At 54.4% G+C, this 18,575-nt stretch carries 12 protein-coding genes and 1 pseudogene; 6 read left to right on the plus strand and 7 right to left on the minus strand.

Features of this window, described 5'->3' with window-relative positions; all coding sequences use genetic code 11:
• Positions 1–284: 284 nt before the first annotated feature.
• Complete coding sequence (gene argR, locus AFK62_RS02010) at positions 285–755, minus strand: transcriptional regulator ArgR (protein ID WP_007673291.1); 471 nt, start codon at positions 753–755, stop codon at positions 285–287.
• A gap of 435 nt (positions 756–1,190) precedes the next feature.
• On the opposite strand from argR, the gene mdh reads away from it, so the two are divergent.
• Positions 1,191–2,129 (plus strand): malate dehydrogenase, encoded by a 939-nt coding sequence (mdh, locus tag AFK62_RS02015; protein WP_007673289.1) that lies wholly within the window; start codon positions 1,191–1,193, stop codon positions 2,127–2,129.
• 60 nt (positions 2,130–2,189) lie between these two features.
• Here mdh and degS read toward each other — a convergent pair whose 3' ends face one another.
• The 3 genes from degS to zapG all read right to left on the minus strand — a co-directional run bounded on the left by degS (position 2,190) and on the right by zapG (position 5,288).
• Positions 2,190–3,257: an outer membrane-stress sensor serine endopeptidase DegS gene (degS, locus tag AFK62_RS02020; protein ID WP_007673288.1), complete on the minus strand. Its 1,068-nt coding sequence runs from the start codon at positions 3,255–3,257 to the stop codon at positions 2,190–2,192.
• A gap of 90 nt (positions 3,258–3,347) precedes the next feature.
• A complete protein-coding gene (gene degQ, locus AFK62_RS02025) occupies positions 3,348–4,715 on the minus strand; it encodes a serine endoprotease DegQ (protein ID WP_007673285.1) in 1,368 nt (455 codons plus the stop codon).
• Between the two features lie 174 nt (positions 4,716–4,889).
• Positions 4,890–5,288 (minus strand): Z-ring associated protein ZapG, encoded by a 399-nt coding sequence (gene zapG / locus AFK62_RS02030; protein ID WP_004385113.1) that lies wholly within the window; start codon positions 5,286–5,288, stop codon positions 4,890–4,892.
• A 203-nt stretch (positions 5,289–5,491) separates the two neighbouring features.
• Here zapG and zapE point away from each other — a divergent pair, with 203 nt between their 5' ends.
• From zapE to sspB, 5 genes are all read left to right on the plus strand, one after another.
• Positions 5,492–6,622, plus strand: coding sequence for a cell division protein ZapE (zapE, locus tag AFK62_RS02035; protein ID WP_007673282.1), 1,131 nt, complete (start codon positions 5,492–5,494; stop codon positions 6,620–6,622).
• Between the two features lie 249 nt (positions 6,623–6,871).
• Positions 6,872–7,300: a 50S ribosomal protein L13 gene (rplM, locus tag AFK62_RS02040; protein ID WP_002437467.1), complete on the plus strand. Its 429-nt coding sequence runs from the start codon at positions 6,872–6,874 to the stop codon at positions 7,298–7,300.
• Between the two features lie 14 nt (positions 7,301–7,314).
• Positions 7,315–7,707 (plus strand): 30S ribosomal protein S9, encoded by a 393-nt coding sequence (rpsI, locus tag AFK62_RS02045; protein WP_000829818.1) that lies wholly within the window; start codon positions 7,315–7,317, stop codon positions 7,705–7,707.
• 314 nt (positions 7,708–8,021) lie between these two features.
• The gene (gene sspA / locus AFK62_RS02050; protein WP_007673276.1) at positions 8,022–8,666 is read left to right on the plus strand and encodes a stringent starvation protein SspA; all 645 of its coding nucleotides are present in this window, start codon (positions 8,022–8,024) and stop codon (positions 8,664–8,666) included.
• A 5-nt stretch (positions 8,667–8,671) separates the two neighbouring features.
• Entirely contained in the window at positions 8,672–9,163 is a 492-nt protein-coding gene (sspB, locus tag AFK62_RS02055) for a ClpXP protease specificity-enhancing factor (protein ID WP_007673274.1), read from the plus strand.
• A 92-nt stretch (positions 9,164–9,255) separates the two neighbouring features.
• On the opposite strand, the pseudogene AFK62_RS02060 reads toward sspB, so the two are convergent.
• From AFK62_RS02060 to gltB, 3 genes and pseudogenes are all read right to left on the minus strand, one after another.
• Positions 9,256–11,778 (minus strand): annotated as a pseudogene (locus AFK62_RS02060) (autotransporter family protein).
• Positions 11,779–12,149: 371 nt separating this feature from the next.
• The gene (locus AFK62_RS02065) at positions 12,150–13,568 is read right to left on the minus strand and encodes a glutamate synthase small subunit (protein WP_007673265.1); all 1,419 of its coding nucleotides are present in this window, start codon (positions 13,566–13,568) and stop codon (positions 12,150–12,152) included.
• A 13-nt stretch (positions 13,569–13,581) separates the two neighbouring features.
• Positions 13,582–18,042 carry a glutamate synthase large subunit gene (gene gltB / locus AFK62_RS02070; protein WP_007673262.1) on the minus strand — a complete coding sequence of 1,487 codons (4,461 nt, stop codon included), beginning with the start codon at positions 18,040–18,042 and terminating at the stop codon, positions 13,582–13,584.
• Positions 18,043–18,575: the final 533 nt, after the last annotated feature.

The raw sequence follows: 18,575 nt of genomic DNA on the forward strand, positions 1-18,575 counted from the left end.
ACCCAAAAAATTAATACAAAGCTAATGATTTACTATGAAACTTTTAACGCTCAGCCGTGTTTTTTATTACCGATCATTATAAAAATAGCCGAAAAACACCCGCCTTATGATTTTTATTATTTCTAATCAGCAGCTTATACCAAGTTGATTATTTGTGCGGTTTTTCAGCTTATCTCAATGCGCAGCCGTAAAAAACAGGTGTATTACGCTGGGTGCGTAATAAAAGGAAGGGGAAATGCGAAGGGAAATGCGCGACCGCCGGAATAACCGGCGGCGGCGCAGGCTTACAGCTCTTGCTCGAAGAGCACCAGAATAGCTTCGTAGAGGTCTTTTACCGTAAAGCCTCGTGCAGGCGTGGTGAAGATAGTGTCGTCACCCGCGATAGTGCCCAGAATACCTTCAGCTTTGCCAAGAGAATCCAGCAGACGTGCAATAAGCTGCGCGGCGCCAGGGCTGGTGTGAATAACCACCACGGCATCGTTGTAATCGATATCCAGCACCAGATTTTTAAGCGGGCTGGATGTCGTCGGCACGCCAAGCTCGACCGGCAGGCAATACACCATCTCCATTTTGGCGTTGCGCGTACGCACGGCGCCAAATTTCGTTAACATGCGCGAGACTTTGGACTGGTTGATGTTTTCAAAACCCTGATCCTGCAGCGCCTGAACGATTTCGCCCTGGGAACTGAACTTTTCTTCTTTAAGTAACGCTTTGAAGGCTTTGATTAATTCTTCTTGTTTTGCGGAGCTACGCATATATCACCCGTATACAGGCCAATAAACAACATTATTATGCATTGTGATGAATTTTTATGCAAACGATCTGCCTTGTGGCGGGCTGAAATAATGTTATGAAAGAGACGAATTTTATCAAATTACGTTATCAAGGAACATGCCTGCGTCACGACTCGCAAATATGTCTTTAAGTAAACTAAATGTTATCAAAATGATGTTGTTTTGATGCTTAAAGAGGGTGTAATGTAACCGCCTGTTGAGATGTTGCTTCGGTAGTGACCCGGCGGCAACTGCGTCGTCTGCACCCGGCGAGAAGGCCGCATCGCTTTCAGTTAAAACGCGCTACGATCGCAAACTGCGGGCGAAAAGAGTGCTATAACTTCCTCCCAGGATGATTATGGTCGCCACCTCATGGAGTAACGGCACACAATTGCTAACCATAATAAGGAGTTTAGGATGAAAGTTGCAGTCCTCGGCGCGGCAGGCGGTATCGGCCAGGCGCTTGCCCTTCTACTCAAGACCCAACTGCCTTCAGGCTCAGAACTCTCTCTGTATGACATTGCACCGGTGACCCCAGGGGTCGCAGTGGATTTAAGTCATATTCCGACCGACGTGAAAATCAAAGGTTTCTCTGGTGAAGACGCCAAACCGGCGCTGGAAGGCGCTGACGTGGTGTTGATCTCCGCAGGCGTTGCGCGCAAACCGGGTATGGATCGCTCCGATCTGTTCAACGTGAACGCAGGCATCGTGAAAAACCTGATCCAGCAAGTAGCGACCACCTGCCCGAAAGCATGCATCGGCATTATTACTAACCCGGTCAACACGACAGTCGCTATCGCGGCGGAAGTGCTGAAAAAAGCGGGCGTATACGATAAGAACAAACTGTTTGGCGTCACGACGCTTGATATCATCCGCTCCAACACCTTTGTCGCCGAACTGAAAGGTAAAAAACCGGGTGAGCTGGACGTACCGGTAATCGGCGGCCACTCTGGCGTGACCATTCTGCCGCTGCTCTCTCAGATCCCTGGCGTGAACTTTAGCGATCAGGAAGCTGCTGATCTTACTAAACGTATCCAGAACGCCGGCACCGAAGTCGTGGAAGCGAAGGCGGGCGGAGGCTCTGCGACGCTGTCTATGGGCCAGGCGGCTGCACGCTTCGGCCTCTCTCTGGTGCGTGCGCTCCAGGGCGACCAGGGCGTGGTGGAATGCGCCTATGTGGAAGGTGACGGCGAATACGCACGTTTCTTCTCACAGCCGCTGCTGCTGGGTAAAAACGGCATTGAAGAGCGTAAACCGATCGGTGCCCTGAGCGCCTATGAACAGCAATCGCTGGAAGGCATGCTGGATACGCTGAAAAAAGATATCGCCCTGGGCGAAGAGTTCGTCAACAAGTAAGCGCTGGCGAATAAAAAAAACCGGAACTCAGGTTCCGGTTTTTTTATGCCTGCAAGACCGCTATTCGGGTGTCGCCGGATATTCCTGAATCGTTACCTGAATCGTGAGCTTGCGGTCGTTACGCATGATTTCCACAGGGATCACCGAGCCCGGACGGATTTCCGCCACCTGGTCCATCGTTTCCAGTGCGGAGATCGCAGGCCTGTGGTTTACCGACACAATCACATCATTGACCTGAATGCCTGCGCGGGCGGCCGGGCCGTCCGGCGCTACATCGTTAACTACAATTCCCTGAATCTGATCGATGCCTGCCGCAGGCGTATGCATCGGCGTGATTTCACGCCCGCTGATGCCGATATAACCGCGGATCACACGCCCGTCGCGAATTAACTTTTCCATAATGCGCGTGGCAAGCTGAGTCGGTATAGCAAAGCCAATGCCTTCCGGCGTTTCGCCGTCATTGCTCTTATCAAAAGAAAGCGTGTTAATGCCCATCAGCTCGCCCAGGGAATTGACCAGCGCGCCGCCGGAGTTACCGTGGTTGATAGAGGCGTCGGTCTGCAGAAAGTTCTGACGACCTGACGGGTTAAGCCCGATGCGACCGGTGGCGCTAATGATGCCCTGTGTAATGGTCTGCCCGAGGTTATAAGGGTTGCCTATCGCCATCACCACATCGCCGATATGCGGCAACCGTTGTGGGTTGATAGGGATCACCGGCAGGGCGGTGGCATTGATTTTCAACACCGCGAGATCGGTCAGGCTGTCGGAGCCGACCAGCAGCGCTTCAAATACGCGGCCATCCTGCAATGCCACGATAATCTGGTCAGCGTCGTTGATGACGTGTTTGTTCGTCAGAATATAGCCGCGCTGATCCATGATAACGCCCGAGCCGAGCGTACGGATTTCCAGCTGGCTGCGATTGCTGCCGCCAAGGCTGCGGTTATAGACGTTAACGACCGCAGGCGCAGCACGACGCACCGCCCGGTTATAGCTCACGGGCGTTTCATCAACGCTGTCGAGCCGCGGCTGTAACAGCGGATTATATGGGCGCAGGGACGGTACGAGCGTCAGCAGCAGCGCTGCGACGATTAACCCTGCAATAACCGAGCGTAGAAGCTTCAGAAACATGTGTATGGGATAAGTAGCCAGGGGACGGGCGCAGCATAGCATGAGTTAAACGGACATCACATGCGGCGTGATGTCCGTTGTCTCAGTTTATTAACGCAGCAGTAAATAGAGGCTGTCGTTTCCACGCACGATATGCAGCGCGATGATGGCGGGCTTAGTTTCCAGCAGTTTACGCATTTCAGCGATGGAGCTGACACGCTCGCGGTTCACGCCGACGATAACATCATCTTTATGCAGGCCAGCCTGCGCCGCTGCGCTCCCTTTTTCGACATTATCGATAGTAATGCCTTTGGTGCCGTCTTTTAGCTGACCGTCGCTCAGGGACGCGCCCTGGAGGGCAGGGGCGATGATGTCGGCGCTCGCGGAGGACGAGGTACTCTTATCGAGCGTCACTTCCACTTCCTGTGCTTTGCCGTCACGCAACAGGCCGAGCTTCACTTTGGTGCCCGGTTCAGTGGTGGCGATGCGTGAACGCAGTTCCGCAAAGCTGTTCAGGGGACGGCCATTCAGGCTGATGATGACATCACCTGCTTTAATACCCGCTTTGGCAGAGCCGGAGTTAGGCATCACTTCACTGACAAACGCCCCGCGCTGGGTATTGAGGTTAAACGCTTTGGCGATATCGGCGCTCATCTCAGTCCCCTTGATGCCCAGCAAGCCGCGTTTCACTTCACCGGATTGCATCAATTGTTTGGCGAGCGTCTGGGCCATATTGGCAGGAATAGCAAACCCGATGCCCACGCTGCCGCCGCCCGGCGCGAGGATAGCGGTGTTGATGCCGATAAGTTCGCCGTTCAGGTTAAGCAGTGCGCCGCCGGAGTTACCGCGGTTGATGGACGCGTCGGTCTGAATGAAGTTTTCAAAGCCTTCCAGATTCAGCCCGCTGCGCCCGAGCGCCGAGACGATGCCGGAAGTGGCGGTCTGGCCGAGGCCGAACGGGTTGCCGACAGCGACCACGAAATCGCCCACGCGCAGTTTATCGGAATCCGCCACCTGGATTTGCGTCAGGTTACTGGCGTTTTGCAACTGGATAAGTGCGATATCGCTCTGATCGTCGCCGCCGATCAGTTTGGCATCAAACTCGCGACCGTCGTTAAGCTGCACGCTAATTTTTTCGGCGTGGTTGATCACGTGATTATTGGTAAGCACGTAGCCTTTCGCGGCATCAATGATGACGCCGGAACCGAGCCCTTCAAACGGCTGTGCTTGCTGATCCGGCATGGATTCGCCGAAATATTTTTTTAACTCTTCCGGTACGCGTTGCTCCTGCACGGCGGTGCCTTCGACTTTCACACTTACCACCGCAGGCAGGACTTTTTCCAGCATTGGCGCGAGGCTTGGCACCGCAGGCTGGCCCGGCACCTGAGAGGGCAGGGCGGCCAGTACCGGCGCGGGCACCACAAAAGATAAACCGAGACTTAACGCTAACGCACTTAACAGCAGGGTTTGTTTTTTCATGAACGCGGCTCTCGCAACCTGGTTATAAAAGGTAACCTGAAAACACGGATATTATTGAATTCTCAACGTCGTAACAATGCTGTCATCGGGACGGCAGCGCTCAGAATAAGCATAGTCAGCGCCCAAAGAAAAGCGGGCGCAAAATGCGCCCGACGGTAAGGATTTGATAGCGTATCAGTTGCGCTTCGCACCTGTACGCAGCAGGCCAGATGCGCTGTCAGAGTAGTCGCGCGGCATTTGCACCGGCGCCTGATCGTTACTGGCTTCCGATTCCGCAAGGCGATTACGGAACGGGTTGGTCTCTGCGGACATTTCCGGCAGCAGGCTGCTGGAGCTTTTCGCCATGTGCTGATAAAGCTGACGATAGTCGTGCGCCATGTTATCCAGCAGTTCGGCGCTGCGGGCGAAGTGGCTGACCAGTTCTTCGCGGTAGTCGTCAAGCTCCGCTTTGTTCTTCTCAAGCTCGTATTGCAGAGCCTGCTGTTGACGTAATTTGCGGTTACCGAAACGCATAGCGACGGCGCCGATAATGATGCCGACGACTAACCCAATAAGCGCATATTCCCAGGTCATGAACATCTCCCGTTGTCTTGTGATTCCGTAGGGTGGTAACGGCGAGGCTTGGTTTCTCGTCTGCGTGCCGTCGACCGGTAAACCCACTATAACCGCTATTTCAGGAGAAGTGGAATCCTGGAGCGGCATGGCGTAGTGTAGAGCGGCCTTTTTTTGGCCAATCTAACGCTTTGGCGAACGTTTTCAGGAAGTAAGAGTAATATATGCAGAGCATCTCTCCGACATCGCGCTACCAGCAGGCCCTGAAAGAGGGCACTCATCAGCCGGACGACGTCCAGCAAGAGGCGGTAAATCGTCTGAATCTTATCTGGCAGGCGCTTTCACAGAAAACGGCTGAGCCTGCGCCTTCGCGCGGCGGTCTGCTGACGAAAGTCAGTAAGCTCTTCGGCAAACGGGAAGACAGTGCCTCTGAAACGCCGGTGCGCGGCTTATATATGTGGGGCGGCGTTGGGCGCGGCAAAACCTGGCTGATGGATCTTTTCTTTCACAGCCTGCCGGGTGAGCGCAAACTCCGCCTGCACTTCCATCGCTTTATGCTGCGGGTTCATGAAGAGCTCGCCGCCCTGCAAGGGCAGACCGATCCGCTGGAGGTGGTGGCCGATGGCTTTAAAGCACAGACGGATATCATCTGTTTCGATGAGTTTTTTGTGTCCGATATTACTGATGCGATGCTGCTCGGCGGTCTGATGCAGGCGCTGTTTGCGCGCGGTATTACGCTTGTGGCGACGTCCAACATTCCGCCTGATGAGCTGTATCGCAACGGGCTGCAACGCACACGCTTTTTGCCGGCTATTGAGGCGATTAAAGCAAACTGTGACGTCATGAATGTGGATGCGGGTATCGACTATCGTCTGCGAACGCTGACCCAGGCGCACCTGTGGCTCTCTCCGTGTGACGACGCGACGGCGCGTCAGATGGATAAACTCTGGCTGGCGCTGGCGGGCGCGCCACGTAGCGCGGCCCCGTCGCTTGAGATTAATCATCGACCGCTGCCGACGTTGGGTGTGGAAAATCAGACGCTCGCGGCCTCGTTTGCGACGTTATGCGTAGATGCGCGCAGCCAGCATGATTACATTGCGCTGTCGCGCCAGTTTCATACGGTGCTGCTGTTTGACGTGCCGGTGATGACGACCTCGACCGAAAACGCCGCGCGGCGCTTTATCGCGCTGGTGGATGAGTTTTACGAACGCCAGGTGAAACTGGTGGTCTCGGCGCAAACACCGCCGGAGCGTATTTATCAAGGGGAACAACTGGCGTTTGAATTTAAACGTTGTCTGTCCCGTTTGCAGGAGATGCAGAGCGAAGAGTACCTTAAACGCCCGCATCTGCCCTGAGCCTTAGCGCTCCCCTGTACGCAGGGGAGCGAAACTCGTTACTTTCCTCATAAAAGGGGTCGATCTTTATACTCGACTTCTCTATAATCTTGCGACCCCACGTTACAACAAAGTTTTTTTCCCGAAACTTTTGTGTGCCGAAAACATATCCGAGGGGGTAGGTTTGCGGACTTTGTCGTGTGAACCTCAACTCAATTTAAGCGTTTGGGTGTTCGCCAACGTGTAACTCTATATTTGGGTAAGCTTTTAATGAAAACTTTTACAGCTAAACCAGAAACCGTAAAACGCGACTGGTATGTTGTTGACGCGACCGGTAAAACTCTGGGCCGTCTGGCTACCGAACTGGCTCGTCGCCTGCGCGGTAAGCACAAAGCGGAATACACTCCGCACGTTGATACCGGTGACTACATCATCGTTCTGAACGCAGAAAAAGTTGCTGTTACCGGCAACAAGCGTTCTGACAAAATGTACTACCACCACACTGGCCACATCGGTGGTATCAAAGAAGCGACCTTTGAAGAGATGATTGCCCGCCGTCCTGAGCGTGTAATTGAAATCGCGGTTAAAGGCATGCTGCCGAAAGGCCCTCTGGGCCGTGCTATGTACCGTAAACTGAAAGTTTACGCGGGCAACGAGCACAACCACGCGGCGCAGCAACCGCAAGTTCTGGACATCTAATCGGGATTATGGCAATGGCTGAAAATCAATACTACGGCACTGGTCGCCGCAAAAGCTCCGCCGCTCGTGTGTTTATCAAACCGGGCAACGGTAAAATCGTTATCAACCAGCGTTCTCTGGAACAGTACTTCGGTCGCGAAACTGCCCGCATGGTAGTTCGTCAGCCGCTGGAACTGGTCGACATGGTTGAGAAACTGGATCTGTACATCACCGTTAAAGGTGGTGGTATCTCCGGTCAGGCTGGTGCGATCCGTCACGGTATCACCCGCGCTCTGATGGAGTACGATGAGTCTCTGCGCTCTGAACTGCGTAAAGCTGGCTTCGTTACTCGTGACGCTCGTCAGGTTGAACGTAAGAAAGTCGGTCTGCGTAAAGCACGTCGTCGTCCGCAGTTCTCCAAACGTTAATATTTTTCTGCTCTCGCAGAAGTTTATTGGCGAAAAACCCGGCACACCGCCGGGTTTTTTTATGCCCGGAATTTTTATCTGGTCGCTAATCTACTGAAATCCCGTCCATTTACGCCAATCGGACAAAACCTCTCACCACAAGCTGCGCAAAATCTGGTAAACTATCATCCAATTTTGTGCCCAAATGCTGGTAACTGTTCACGTTTTGTTCGTTTTGCAGACGGAAGTAAGTTCGGCACGGAAGGGTAAACCGATAAGGCCAGCCGGTTTTGCGGCTGGTAGCAGTAACTTTCTGAATATACCTGGAGGTTTTCATGGCTGTCGCTGCCAACAAACGTTCGGTAATGACGCTGTTTTCTGGTCCTACTGATATCTACAGCCATCAGGTCCGCATTGTGCTGGCTGAAAAGGGTGTCAGCTTTGAAATTGAGCATGTGGAAACGGATAACCTGCCGCAGGATCTGATTGACCTCAACCCAAATCAAAGCGTGCCGACGCTGGTAGACCGTGAACTGACTCTGTGGGAGTCGCGCATCATTATGGAATATCTTGATGAGCGTTTCCCTCATCCGCCGTTGATGCCGGTTTATCCGGTCGCTCGCGGGGAGAGCCGTCTTTATATGCACCGTATCGAGAAAGACTGGTATTCGCTGATGAATGCCATCGTTAACGCCTCCTCTGCACAGGAAGCGGATGCGGCACGTAAACAGCTTCGCGAAGAACTGCTGGCTATCGCGCCAGTGTTTGGGCAGAAACCGTATTTCCTGAGCGACGAGTTCAGCCTGGTGGATTGCTACCTGGCGCCGCTGCTGTGGCGTCTGCCGCAACTGGGCGTTGAGTTCAGCGGCGCGGGGGCGAAAGAGCTCAAAGGCTATATGACTCGCGTGTTTGAACGTGATTCGTTCCTTGCTTCGCTGACTGAAGCCGAGCGCGAAATCCGCCTGCAAACCCGGGGCTAAACCTTATGGATATGTCTCAGCTCTCTCCACGTCGTCCTTATCTGCTGCGTGCCTTTTATGAATGGCTGCTGGATAACCAGCTGACGCCGCACCTGGTCGTGGATGTGACGCTGCCGGGCGTGCTGGTGCCGCTGGAGTACGCGCGTGACGGACAGATAGTCCTGAACATCGCGCCGCGTGCGGTCGGTAATCTGGAACTGGCGAACGACGAAGTCCGCTTCAACGCCCGTTTCGGCGGCGTGCCGCGTCAGGTCACCGTACCGCTCGGTGCAGTGTTAGCTATCTATGCCCGTGAAAACGGCGCCGGTACGATGTTCGAGCCAGAGGCCGCTTATGATGAAGAGATGGCGAGCCTGAACGACGAGAATAATGCTGAAGAGCCGGAAACCGTGATGTCCGTGATTGATGGCGATAAGCCGGATCATACGGATGATACCGATCCGGACGACGAGCCGCCGCCGCGTGGCGGGCGTCCTGCGTTACGTGTCGTGAAGTAACCACGTTCACTCTGACAATAAAGCCGGTATGTTTATGCATACCGGCTTTTTTTATCATTAAACCGCCCCGTGAGGCGGCTTTGAACGGCCGGTTACCAGCGATAGTTCACCAGCATATGGCCAGAGTAGGCGTTGTAGGAGTTGTCGCCCCATTCGCTACTGATGCGCAAGGAGACGGTAGTCTTATTGTCAACTTTACCGCTCACACCCGTTTCCAGCTGGAATCGGTTAGAGGGTACATTGGAATCGAGTGTCTCATTGTTGAAGTTAAGATCGCTCATCCCGTTACCGATAAGCCAGTTAACTGCCCCATAAGGCTGCCACGCTTCTACTACTTTTTGATCCACGTAGCTCGCTTTAAGCCCAACACGACCGAGTACCGCATCGTCATCCGGCGTACTGACGCGGGTGCCGTTATATTCGACGTGGTAATCCTGATGCAGGTTGCTGTAAATAACCTGGCCTTGCGGTTCGAACTTCATCGTGCGCGCTTTCTCAGACGGCACCAGCCACGCATGTCCCAGCTCCAGCGAGGCGGCGTAGCCCTGGCTGTCATAATGCTCACCCGGCATATCGTCGCCGTTGACCTGGCTGTTATACCAGCTATAAGACGCCCAGCTGTCGATATAGCTGCCAAGACGCAGCTTCTGATCTTCCTGCCATGTGGCATAAACGCCGAGGTTGTAACCGTTAACGCGCCCGTCAGCCGAACGGATATTATGGCGTGCATCTGCTGTGGTATCGCTGTAGCCCGCACCTAACATAAAGCCGCTGTGTAACGTGCCGGTAGAAAGGTTTTTACTCAGAACATTGCTGCCCAACTGAACAACGGCGGAACGAATTTTATATTTCAGGTTACCGTCCGCGAAGTTGCCGTCGTTGTATTCACCCTTAACGTACATCCAGGTATTGAGATCGTCCGCGTCGCGTAACATCAACTGATCGCGGTCGTCACGCTTATGGATAAACATCTTCTGAGCAGCGAGATAGTTGGCCATGTAAACGCCCGCTTCCGGGCGATAAACTTCCGGCGCCGGTGGGGTATCACCACCATCATCACCGCCATTATCGTCTGGATCAGGCGTTGGGGCCGGAGTATCACTGGCTTTCGATTCCAGTTACCAGTTGCCATTATCATGCTGATAGAGGTCATACTCCCACATCCCGGCCACGACGGGTTTATCAAGCGTAAAGGAAGCATCAGATGCCCCGCCAACACTGATAAGTTCAATCCCGTTGATCGTCTGCGCGCCCTGGCCGCCGATATTTGCTACGTCAAGTGAGGAGGTGCCGGCGCTGTCACCCGTGATGGCGAGATGGTCAGTCGGAGAGTCATCCTGACCGGCCTCGGTGTTCATCACGATGCGGCTGCCCTGGTCGCCGGTATAGTTGCCATCGACCGTAAATGCGTTGCCGACGCTATTGCCGCCCGCAATCTCTAACGTGCCCTGGTTGGTCACGTTACCCGTTATCGTGTTGCCAGAAGCCGGAGTGGCGGCGTTTTCATTACCGCTCACGGCGTTCCAGGACGCCAGCACGCCGCCAGCGGCGATGCTCACGTTGCTGTTTACGGTGCCCGCGGAAGCAAACGTCGCGCCTTCTTCAATATGGATAATGCCGGTGCCGCCGTCAGGGCCAATCGTGCCGTTTTCGGCGAGCAACGTTGTGCCGTCTTTAAGCGTCGTGTCGCCGCTGTAACTGTTGTTGCCGCTCAGCGTCAATGTACTGGCGTTTTCTTTTACCAGATTGCCCAAGCCAGAAATATCGCCCGCGAAGGCATAATCTGCGGCCTGGTTGAAGATAAGCGTACCGTTATTAGTGACATTGCCCTGTAAGGAGGCGTTGTCGCCGCTGCCGGTACCGATTTGCAGCGTAGCGCCGTTGGTGATAAGCGATGAGCCTGTATTGGTGACCTCTCCGCCGAGCGTGAGATTACCCGTTTTCACCGTCAGACTGTCGCCCGTCCCGGTCAAATTGATATCGCCGGTCAGCGTCCAGTTGCTCCCGTCCATCGTCAGCGACGTAAAGCCTTCGCCCGCCTCAGCGCCAATAAAATTGCTGTCTTCTTTGCCACTGTCATTAAGGATTATCGTATTGTTGCCAGAACCTTTAGTGATAACGTCTCCCTGAAGATCCGATCCCGCTTTCAAGATCAGTGCATTATTCCCGCTACTTTCGAATAAGATAGAAGTATTTCCACCGGAAATTTTCCCGCTATTAATAATGGTGACGTTAGCGCCATTTTTTACGTCGATCGCGGTACCGGAACTGTTAATAGCGCCTTTATTTTCCAGCGTCATCATGTCTGATGTCTGGCCTGTAATGTCGACAACGACCGTATCGCCATTGTCATTTTTCATCGTGCCGTTATTAATGACAGAGGTTACGCTTTTCCCTTTGATCAGTGCGCTGGGATCGGTCGTTGCAGAAGACATCGTGACACCCGTATCTATCACGTATTCTTTATCACCGCTAAAAATATAGGTGTCTTCCGTATCTTCATCGATATTGGTAATGGCGTGTGCAAGCGACGGTGTGAGCAAAACAATGGCCGGAAATACACCAGCCATTATCTTAGTGATACTATTTTTCCTGAATAGTTTTAAGTTATTCATAATTATGTCCAATATAATAATGTATTGAATAAAGTGTCGGCGTTGCCGCAGCTTATTTCATTGCTCTCGTAAATAACATGCTTCCTGAAAGATACGGAATTTATAAATATGAAATATCAATGAGTTCTGCTGTCTGATTCCGGATTTCCCGATTATTCATTGAGGGTGCAAATGATCAGGGTGTAGCGCGGGGAAATGGGGTGAGTAACGAAAGGTATTTGTCTGATGTCGGATTAAAAAGGCAGCGATACACGACAGTAGTGATGCCGTTAAAAAGTCTTTTTCTGGAAACAAAAAAACTTGTTTTATTGATAAGTGAAATAAAAAAGGGAAGCGCGAGGCTTCCCTTAATACGATTTGCGACCGTCGAATCAGACGTCGAGATAATTCATAATACCATCTGCGGCTTTACGGCCTTCGGCGATTGCCGTTACCACCAGATCGGAGCCACGGACAATATCACCGCCGGCAAAGATTTTTGGGTTACTGGTCTGGAAGGCGTTTTCGTTGCCTTCCGGTGCGATCACGCGGCCCTGGGAATCGAGCTCAACGCTGTGCGTTGCCAGCCATTCCATGCTGTGCGGGCGAAAGCCAAACGCCATGACCACGGCATCAGCAGGCAGCACATGTTCTGAACCCGGTACGATCTCAGCACGACGACGGCCTCTGTCGTCCGGTTCGCCCATCTGGGTGCGCGCCATTTTCACGCCGCACACTTTCCCGTTCGCGTTAATTTCAACACCAAGCGGCTGCACGTTGAACTGGAATTCCACCCCTTCTTCACGCGCGTTTTTCACTTCGCGGCGTGAACCCGGCATGTTTTCTTCGTCACGACGATAGGCGCAAATCACGTGGGTCGCGCCCTGGCGCACCGAGGTACGTACGCAGTCCATCGCAGTATCACCGCCACCCAGCACAACCACGCGTTTGCCTTCCATGCTGATGTACGGCTGCTGCGCATCTTCTTCAAAGCCCATGATCTGACGGGTATTGGCGATGAGGAACGGCAGCGCTTCATAAACGCCCGGCGCGTCTTCATTTTCAAGCCCGCCGCGCATGGATTGATAGGTGCCAACGCCCAGGAATACCGCGTCATACTCCTTCAGCAACGCATCCATCTGAACATCGCGGCCTACTTCGGTGTTGAGCTGGAACTCAATACCCATACCGGTGAAGATTTCGCGACGGCGCGTCATCACTTCTTTTTCCAGCTTAAAGGCGGGAATACCGAAGGTCAGCAGGCCGCCGATTTCCGGGTTGCGATCAAATACGACTGCTTTTACGCCGTTGCGCGTCAGCACGTCGGCACAGGCGAGACCCGCCGGACCCGCGCCGATAATCGCGACGCGTTTGCCGGTCGGTTTCACGCCGGAGAGATCCGGGCGCCAGCCCATCTCAAACGCCTTATCGTTGATATAGCGCTCGATGTTGCCGATGGTCACCGCGCCGAATTCATCATTCAGCGTACAGGAGCCTTCGCACAGGCGGTCCTGCGGGCAGACGCGGCCGCACACTTCTGGCAGCGTATTGGTCTGGTGAGAAAGCTCTGCAGCTTCGAAAATGCGCCCTTCGTTGGCCAGTTTCAGCCAGTTAGGGATGTAGTTATGGACTGGACATTTCCATTCACAGTAAGGGTTGCCGCAGGACAGGCAGCGGTCTGCCTGTGCTTTGGCCTGGCCTTCTGAGAAGGGCTCATAAATTTCCACAAACTCAATTTTACGGATCTTAAGCGGCTTTTTTGGCGGATCAACGCGCTGTAAGTCGATAAATTGGTAAACGTTCTGACTCATCAATCGTGACCTCTTACTGCGCCTGCACCCGCAGCTCGGCTGCGGAACGACTACGGTGACCCAACAATGCTTTGACATCACTGGACTTCGGTTTTACGAGCGCGAATTTCGCCGAGAACGCGGGCCAGTTCGCGAGGATCTCTTCGCCGCGATGCGAACCGGTCTGCTGCACATGCTCGGTAATAAGCCCGCGCAGATGCTCTTCGTGAATCGCTAATTCATCGACATTCAGCACTTCCACCAGCTCCGGGTTCACGCGCTTGCGGAATTCGCCGTCTTCGTCGAGGACATAGGCGAAGCCGCCAGTCATGCCCGCGCCGAAGTTCACGCCCGTTTTGCCGAGAATACAGACGATGCCGCCGGTCATGTACTCACAACCGTTATCGCCGATGCCTTCCACGACGGTAATCGCGCCGGAGTTACGTACCGCGAAACGCTCGCCCGCCCGGCCTGCGGCGTAGAGACGGCCACCCGTTGCGCCATACAGGCAGGTGTTGCCGATAATGCTCGCTTCGTAGCTCTTAAATGATGACCCGACCGGTGGGCGAACCGCCAGCAGGCCGCCCGCCATGCCTTTACCGACATAGTCGTTCGCATCGCCCGTCAGGTGCAACTCAACGCCACCCGCGTTCCAGACGCCGAAGCTCTGCCCGGCTGTGCCGGTGAAGTACGCTTTGATAGGGTCAGACGCCAGGCCCTGATCGCCGTGTGACTGCGCGATATAGCCAGAGAGCAGCGCACCAACGGAGCGGTCGGTATTGCGGATATCAAACCAGAATGTTTTGCTCTGTTTGCTCTCCACGTACGGTTTCGCCTGCGTCAGCAGTTGCGCGTTCAGATCACCTTTATCAAACGGCGGGTTGCTCTCGGTGCAGTAAACGGCTTTACCCGGATGCGGCTCGGCGGTTTCCAGCAGTTTCGCCAGATCCAGTTTCTGCTGCTTCGCCGTAAAGCCTTCCAGCTCTTTGAGCAGATCGGTGCGGCCAATCAGATCAACAAGACGCGTCACGCCAAGCTGCGCCATGAGTTCGCGTGTTTCACGGGCAATAAATTCAAAGTAGTTAGTCACTTTGAACGGCAGACCGTGGTAATGGTTTTTACGCAGTTTGTCATCCTGGGTCGCCACGCCGGTCGCGCAGTTGTTCAGGTGGCAAATACGCAGGTATTTACAACCCAGCGCGACCATCGGGCCGGTGCCGAAGCCGAAGCTTTCCGCGCCAAGGATCGCGGCTTTGATAATATCAAGGCCGGTTTTCAGGCCGCCGTCGACCTGCAGGCGAATCTTATGACGCAGACCGTTCGCCACCAGTGCCTGCTGAGTTTCAACAAGACCCAGCTCCCACGGACAGCCCGCATATTTCACGGAGGAGAGCGGGCTTGCGCCTGTGCCGCCGTCATAGCCTGCGATAGTGATGAGGTCTGCGTACGCCTTCGCAACACCTGTAGCAATGGTGCCCACGCCCGGTTCGGAAACCAGCTTCACGGAGATCATCGCCTTCGGATTGACCTGTTTTAAGTCAAAAATCAGCTGCGCCAGATCTTCAATGGAGTAGATATCGTGGTGCGGCGGCGGAGAGATGAGCGTCACGCCCGGCACCGAATAACGCAGACGCGCGATATACGGCGTTACTTTATCGCCAGGCAACTGACCGCCTTCACCAGGTTTCGCGCCCTGCGCCACTTTAATCTGAATCACATCGGCGTTAACCAGGTACGCCGGCGTCACGCCGAAGCGCCCAGATGCCACCTGCTTGATGCGCGACACTTTATTGGTGCCGTAACGCGCCGGGTCTTCGCCGCCTTCGCCGGAGTTTGAGAAGCCGCCGAGGCTGTTCATTGCCTCCGCCAGCGACTCGTGCGCCTCCGGGCTCAGCGCGCCGATAGACATCGCTGCCGTATCAAAACGCTTAAAGAGTTCACTCGCCGGTTCGACATCTTCCACGCGTACCGCTTCGCCCTGCGGGTTCAGCGTCAGCAGATCGCGCAGCGTTGCCGCTGGGCGCTCGTTAACCAGTTTTGCGTATTGCTGATAGTCGCTGTAGTCGCCGCTCTGTACCGCCTGCTGCAGCGTGCGCACCACATCCGGGTTGTAAGCGTGATATTCGCCGCCGTGCACATACTTCAGCAGACCGCCCTGTGTGAGTGGCTTGCGGGCAAGCCAGGCGCGTTTCGACAGATTCAGCAGATCCTGCTCGAAATCCGCGAAGCCTGCACCGCCGATGCGGCTGACGACCCCCTGGAAGCAGAGCTCTGAAACGTCGCGGTGCAGACCGACAGCTTCGAACAGCTTCGAACAACGGTAAGAGGCGATGGTCGAAATGCCCATTTTGGACATTATTTTGTACAGGCCTTTGTTGATGCCATTGCGGTAGTTCAGCATCACGCTGCGGTAATCTTTTTCGATAGCGCCGGTATCCACCAGTTTCGCCAGCGTTTCGTAGGCGAGATAAGGGTAGATAGCGGTCGCGCCGAAGCCCAGCAGCACCGCGAAATGGTGCGGGTCACGGGCGCTTGCGGTTTCCACGATAATGTTGGCATCGCAGCGCAGGTTCTGTTCTACCAGACGAGTCTGGATGGCGCCGACGGCCATCGGAGCCGGCACAGGCAGACGGTCTTTCGCGATGTTACGATCCGAGAGCACCAGCAGCACGGTGCCATTACGTACCATCTGCTCCGCTTTGTCGCACAGCGCCTTCACGGTCTCTTCCAGTGTTGCCTGTGCGGGTGTAAAGGTAATATCCAGCGTATCGGCGCGATAGTGTTGCTCTTCAAGCGTGGTGAGCTGTTTGAAGTCAGAGAAGAGCAGGATCGGCGATTTAAAGCTCAGGCGATGCGCCTGGCCTTCCGCCTCGCAAAAGACGTTCATCTCGCGGCCAATGCTCGTGGCAAGCGACATCACATGCGCTTCACGCAGCGGATCGATAGGCGGGTTGGTCACCTGAGCAAACTGCTGGCGGAAGTAATCGTAAATAATGCGCGGCTGGCTGGAGAGCACGGCGAACGGGGTATCGTCGCCCATTGAGCCGACGGCTTCCTGGCCGTTTTCGCCCAGCACGCGGATAACGGCGTCCAGCTCTTCGTTACTGTAGAAGAACTGCTTCTGGTAGCTTTCGAGCAACGCGTCATCCATTTCACGCTGGCCAACCTGATCGTCAGGCAGATCTTCAAACGGCACCAGACGGCGAACGTTTTTCTCCATCCACTCTTTGTACGGGTGACGGCTCTTAAGATCGTTATCGGTTTCCGCCGAGTGCAGAATGCGCCCGCCGCGTGTATCGATAACCATCAGTTCGCCTGGGCCGACACGGCCTTTTTCCACCACTTCATCCGGCTGGTAATCCCAGATGCCGACTTCAGAGGCGCAGGTGATGAGTTTGTCTTTAGTGATGACGTAGCGCGCCGGACGCAGGCCGTTACGGTCGAGGTTACAGGCGGCGAAACGACCGTCTGACATCACGATGCCAGCCGGGCCGTCCCACGGCTCCATATGCATGGAGTTAAAGTCAAAGAACGCGCGCAGCTCCGGGTCCATATCCGGGTTGTTCTGCCAGGCTGGCGGAACGAGCAGGCGCATCGCACGCACGATATCCATCCCGCCTGCCAGCAGCAACTCAAGCATATTATCCATTGAGCTGGAGTCGGAGCCGGTTTCGTTAACAAATGGCGCAGCGTCGTGGAGATCCGGAATAAGCGGCGTCTGGAATTTATAAGTACGCGCGCGCGCCCACTGGCGGTTACCGGTGATGGTATTGATTTCCCCGTTATGCGCCAGATAGCGGAACGGCTGCGCCAGCGGCCAGCGCGGCACGGTGTTGGTGGAGAAGCGCTGGTGGAACAGGCAAATGGCTGATTCCAGACGCAAGTCCGCCAGGTCCAGGTAGAAGCGCGGCAAATCCGCCGGCATACACAGACCTTTATAAATGTTGACCAGGTTCGAGAGGCTACAGACGTAGAACTCTTTATCGTCCACCAGACGTTTTTCAATGCGACGGCGCGCGATGAAAAGACGGCGCTCCATATCGCGCGGACGCCAGCCTGCCGGAGCGTTCACAAAAATCTGCTCAATACGCGGCATGGAAGAGAGTGCGATTTCACCCAGTACGCCTTCGTTAGTCGGCACAACGCGCCAGCCTACGATAGACAGGGTTTCACGCTGCAACTCTTCTTCCACGATACGGCGTGCGGCGCTGGCTTTCTCCGGGTCCTGATTCAGGAACAGCATGCCAACGGCGTAGTTTTTCGCTAAGCGCCAGTTATGCTCTTCGGCGACCATGCGGAAAAAGCGATCCGGTTTTTGCAGCAGCAGGCCGCAACCGTCGCCGGTTTTGCCGTCGGCGAGGATAGCGCCGCGGTGTTGCATACGCGCCAGCGCGTGGATCGCGGTACGCACTACCTTGTGGCTAGGTTCGCCTTCTATGTGGGCGATCAGGCCGAAACCACAGTTATCCCTCTCAAGGGATTTATCGTACAACATATCAGTGAACCTCCCCAGGCTCTGCGGGATCCCTCTGTATCGATGGCGCGCGGGCGCAGAAAGGGTGCGGCGACAGGGTATTGCGCGTCATACGCAAACCTTGCGTGTCGCCCTCCTGATATCCTTTTTCATCGATACTTCGTCGTTGAGGACTTACTTAAGAGGGAATCTCATTTACTGCATAAATATGATGGGCAGAACACCCATCGAGAAAGCTTCCAGCGAATTTCCAACTTATCGGGAATCCGGACACAGGTCAAATGTCATTCTTATTTGTTCAAAAGTGTGCTAAAGCGCAGTTATCAATTTGATTAATAAAAAGATTTAAGCTTTTTTACATTGACTTTTTCGGGTGATAAGCCCCTGTGATGTGTGATCTGACTCACTATAAGAAAGCGGCTATAAGTAGATAGCGCACTGTTATTGCGTTTTAAAGCAGCACGATCTGTTGCTCAATGGTTGCAAGCCGCATAAACACTCTGTTTTTTACGGTTCGTCATAATCCTTAAATAATCGTGTCGATCATAAGGAAA

The organism is Cronobacter condimenti 1330 (assembly GCF_001277255.1).
Classification (GTDB): Bacteria; Pseudomonadota; Gammaproteobacteria; order Enterobacterales; family Enterobacteriaceae; genus Cronobacter; species Cronobacter condimenti.

Bases quoted from the DNA above. Each gene is read 5' to 3' on its own strand.
- rpsI (WP_000829818.1), top strand. From the start codon at position 7,315: ATGGCTGAAAATCAATACTACGGCACTGGTCGCCGCAAAAGCTCCGCC.
- zapG (WP_004385113.1), bottom strand. From the start codon at position 5,288: ATGACCTGGGAATATGCGCTTATTGGGTTAGTCGTCGGCATCATTATC.
- mdh (WP_007673289.1), top strand. From the start codon at position 1,191: ATGAAAGTTGCAGTCCTCGGCGCGGCAGGCGGTATCGGCCAGGCGCTT.
- zapE (WP_007673282.1), top strand. From the start codon at position 5,492: ATGCAGAGCATCTCTCCGACATCGCGCTACCAGCAGGCCCTGAAAGAG.
- argR (WP_007673291.1), bottom strand. From the start codon at position 755: ATGCGTAGCTCCGCAAAACAAGAAGAATTAATCAAAGCCTTCAAAGCG.
- degQ (WP_007673285.1), bottom strand. From the start codon at position 4,715: ATGAAAAAACAAACCCTGCTGTTAAGTGCGTTAGCGTTAAGTCTCGGT.
- degS (WP_007673288.1), bottom strand. From the start codon at position 3,257: ATGTTTCTGAAGCTTCTACGCTCGGTTATTGCAGGGTTAATCGTCGCA.
- sspB (WP_007673274.1), top strand. From the start codon at position 8,672: ATGGATATGTCTCAGCTCTCTCCACGTCGTCCTTATCTGCTGCGTGCC.
- AFK62_RS02065 (WP_007673265.1), bottom strand. From the start codon at position 13,568: ATGAGTCAGAACGTTTACCAATTTATCGACTTACAGCGCGTTGATCCG.
- gltB (WP_007673262.1), bottom strand. From the start codon at position 18,042: ATGTTGTACGATAAATCCCTTGAGAGGGATAACTGTGGTTTCGGCCTG.
- rplM (WP_002437467.1), top strand. From the start codon at position 6,872: ATGAAAACTTTTACAGCTAAACCAGAAACCGTAAAACGCGACTGGTAT.
- sspA (WP_007673276.1), top strand. From the start codon at position 8,022: ATGGCTGTCGCTGCCAACAAACGTTCGGTAATGACGCTGTTTTCTGGT.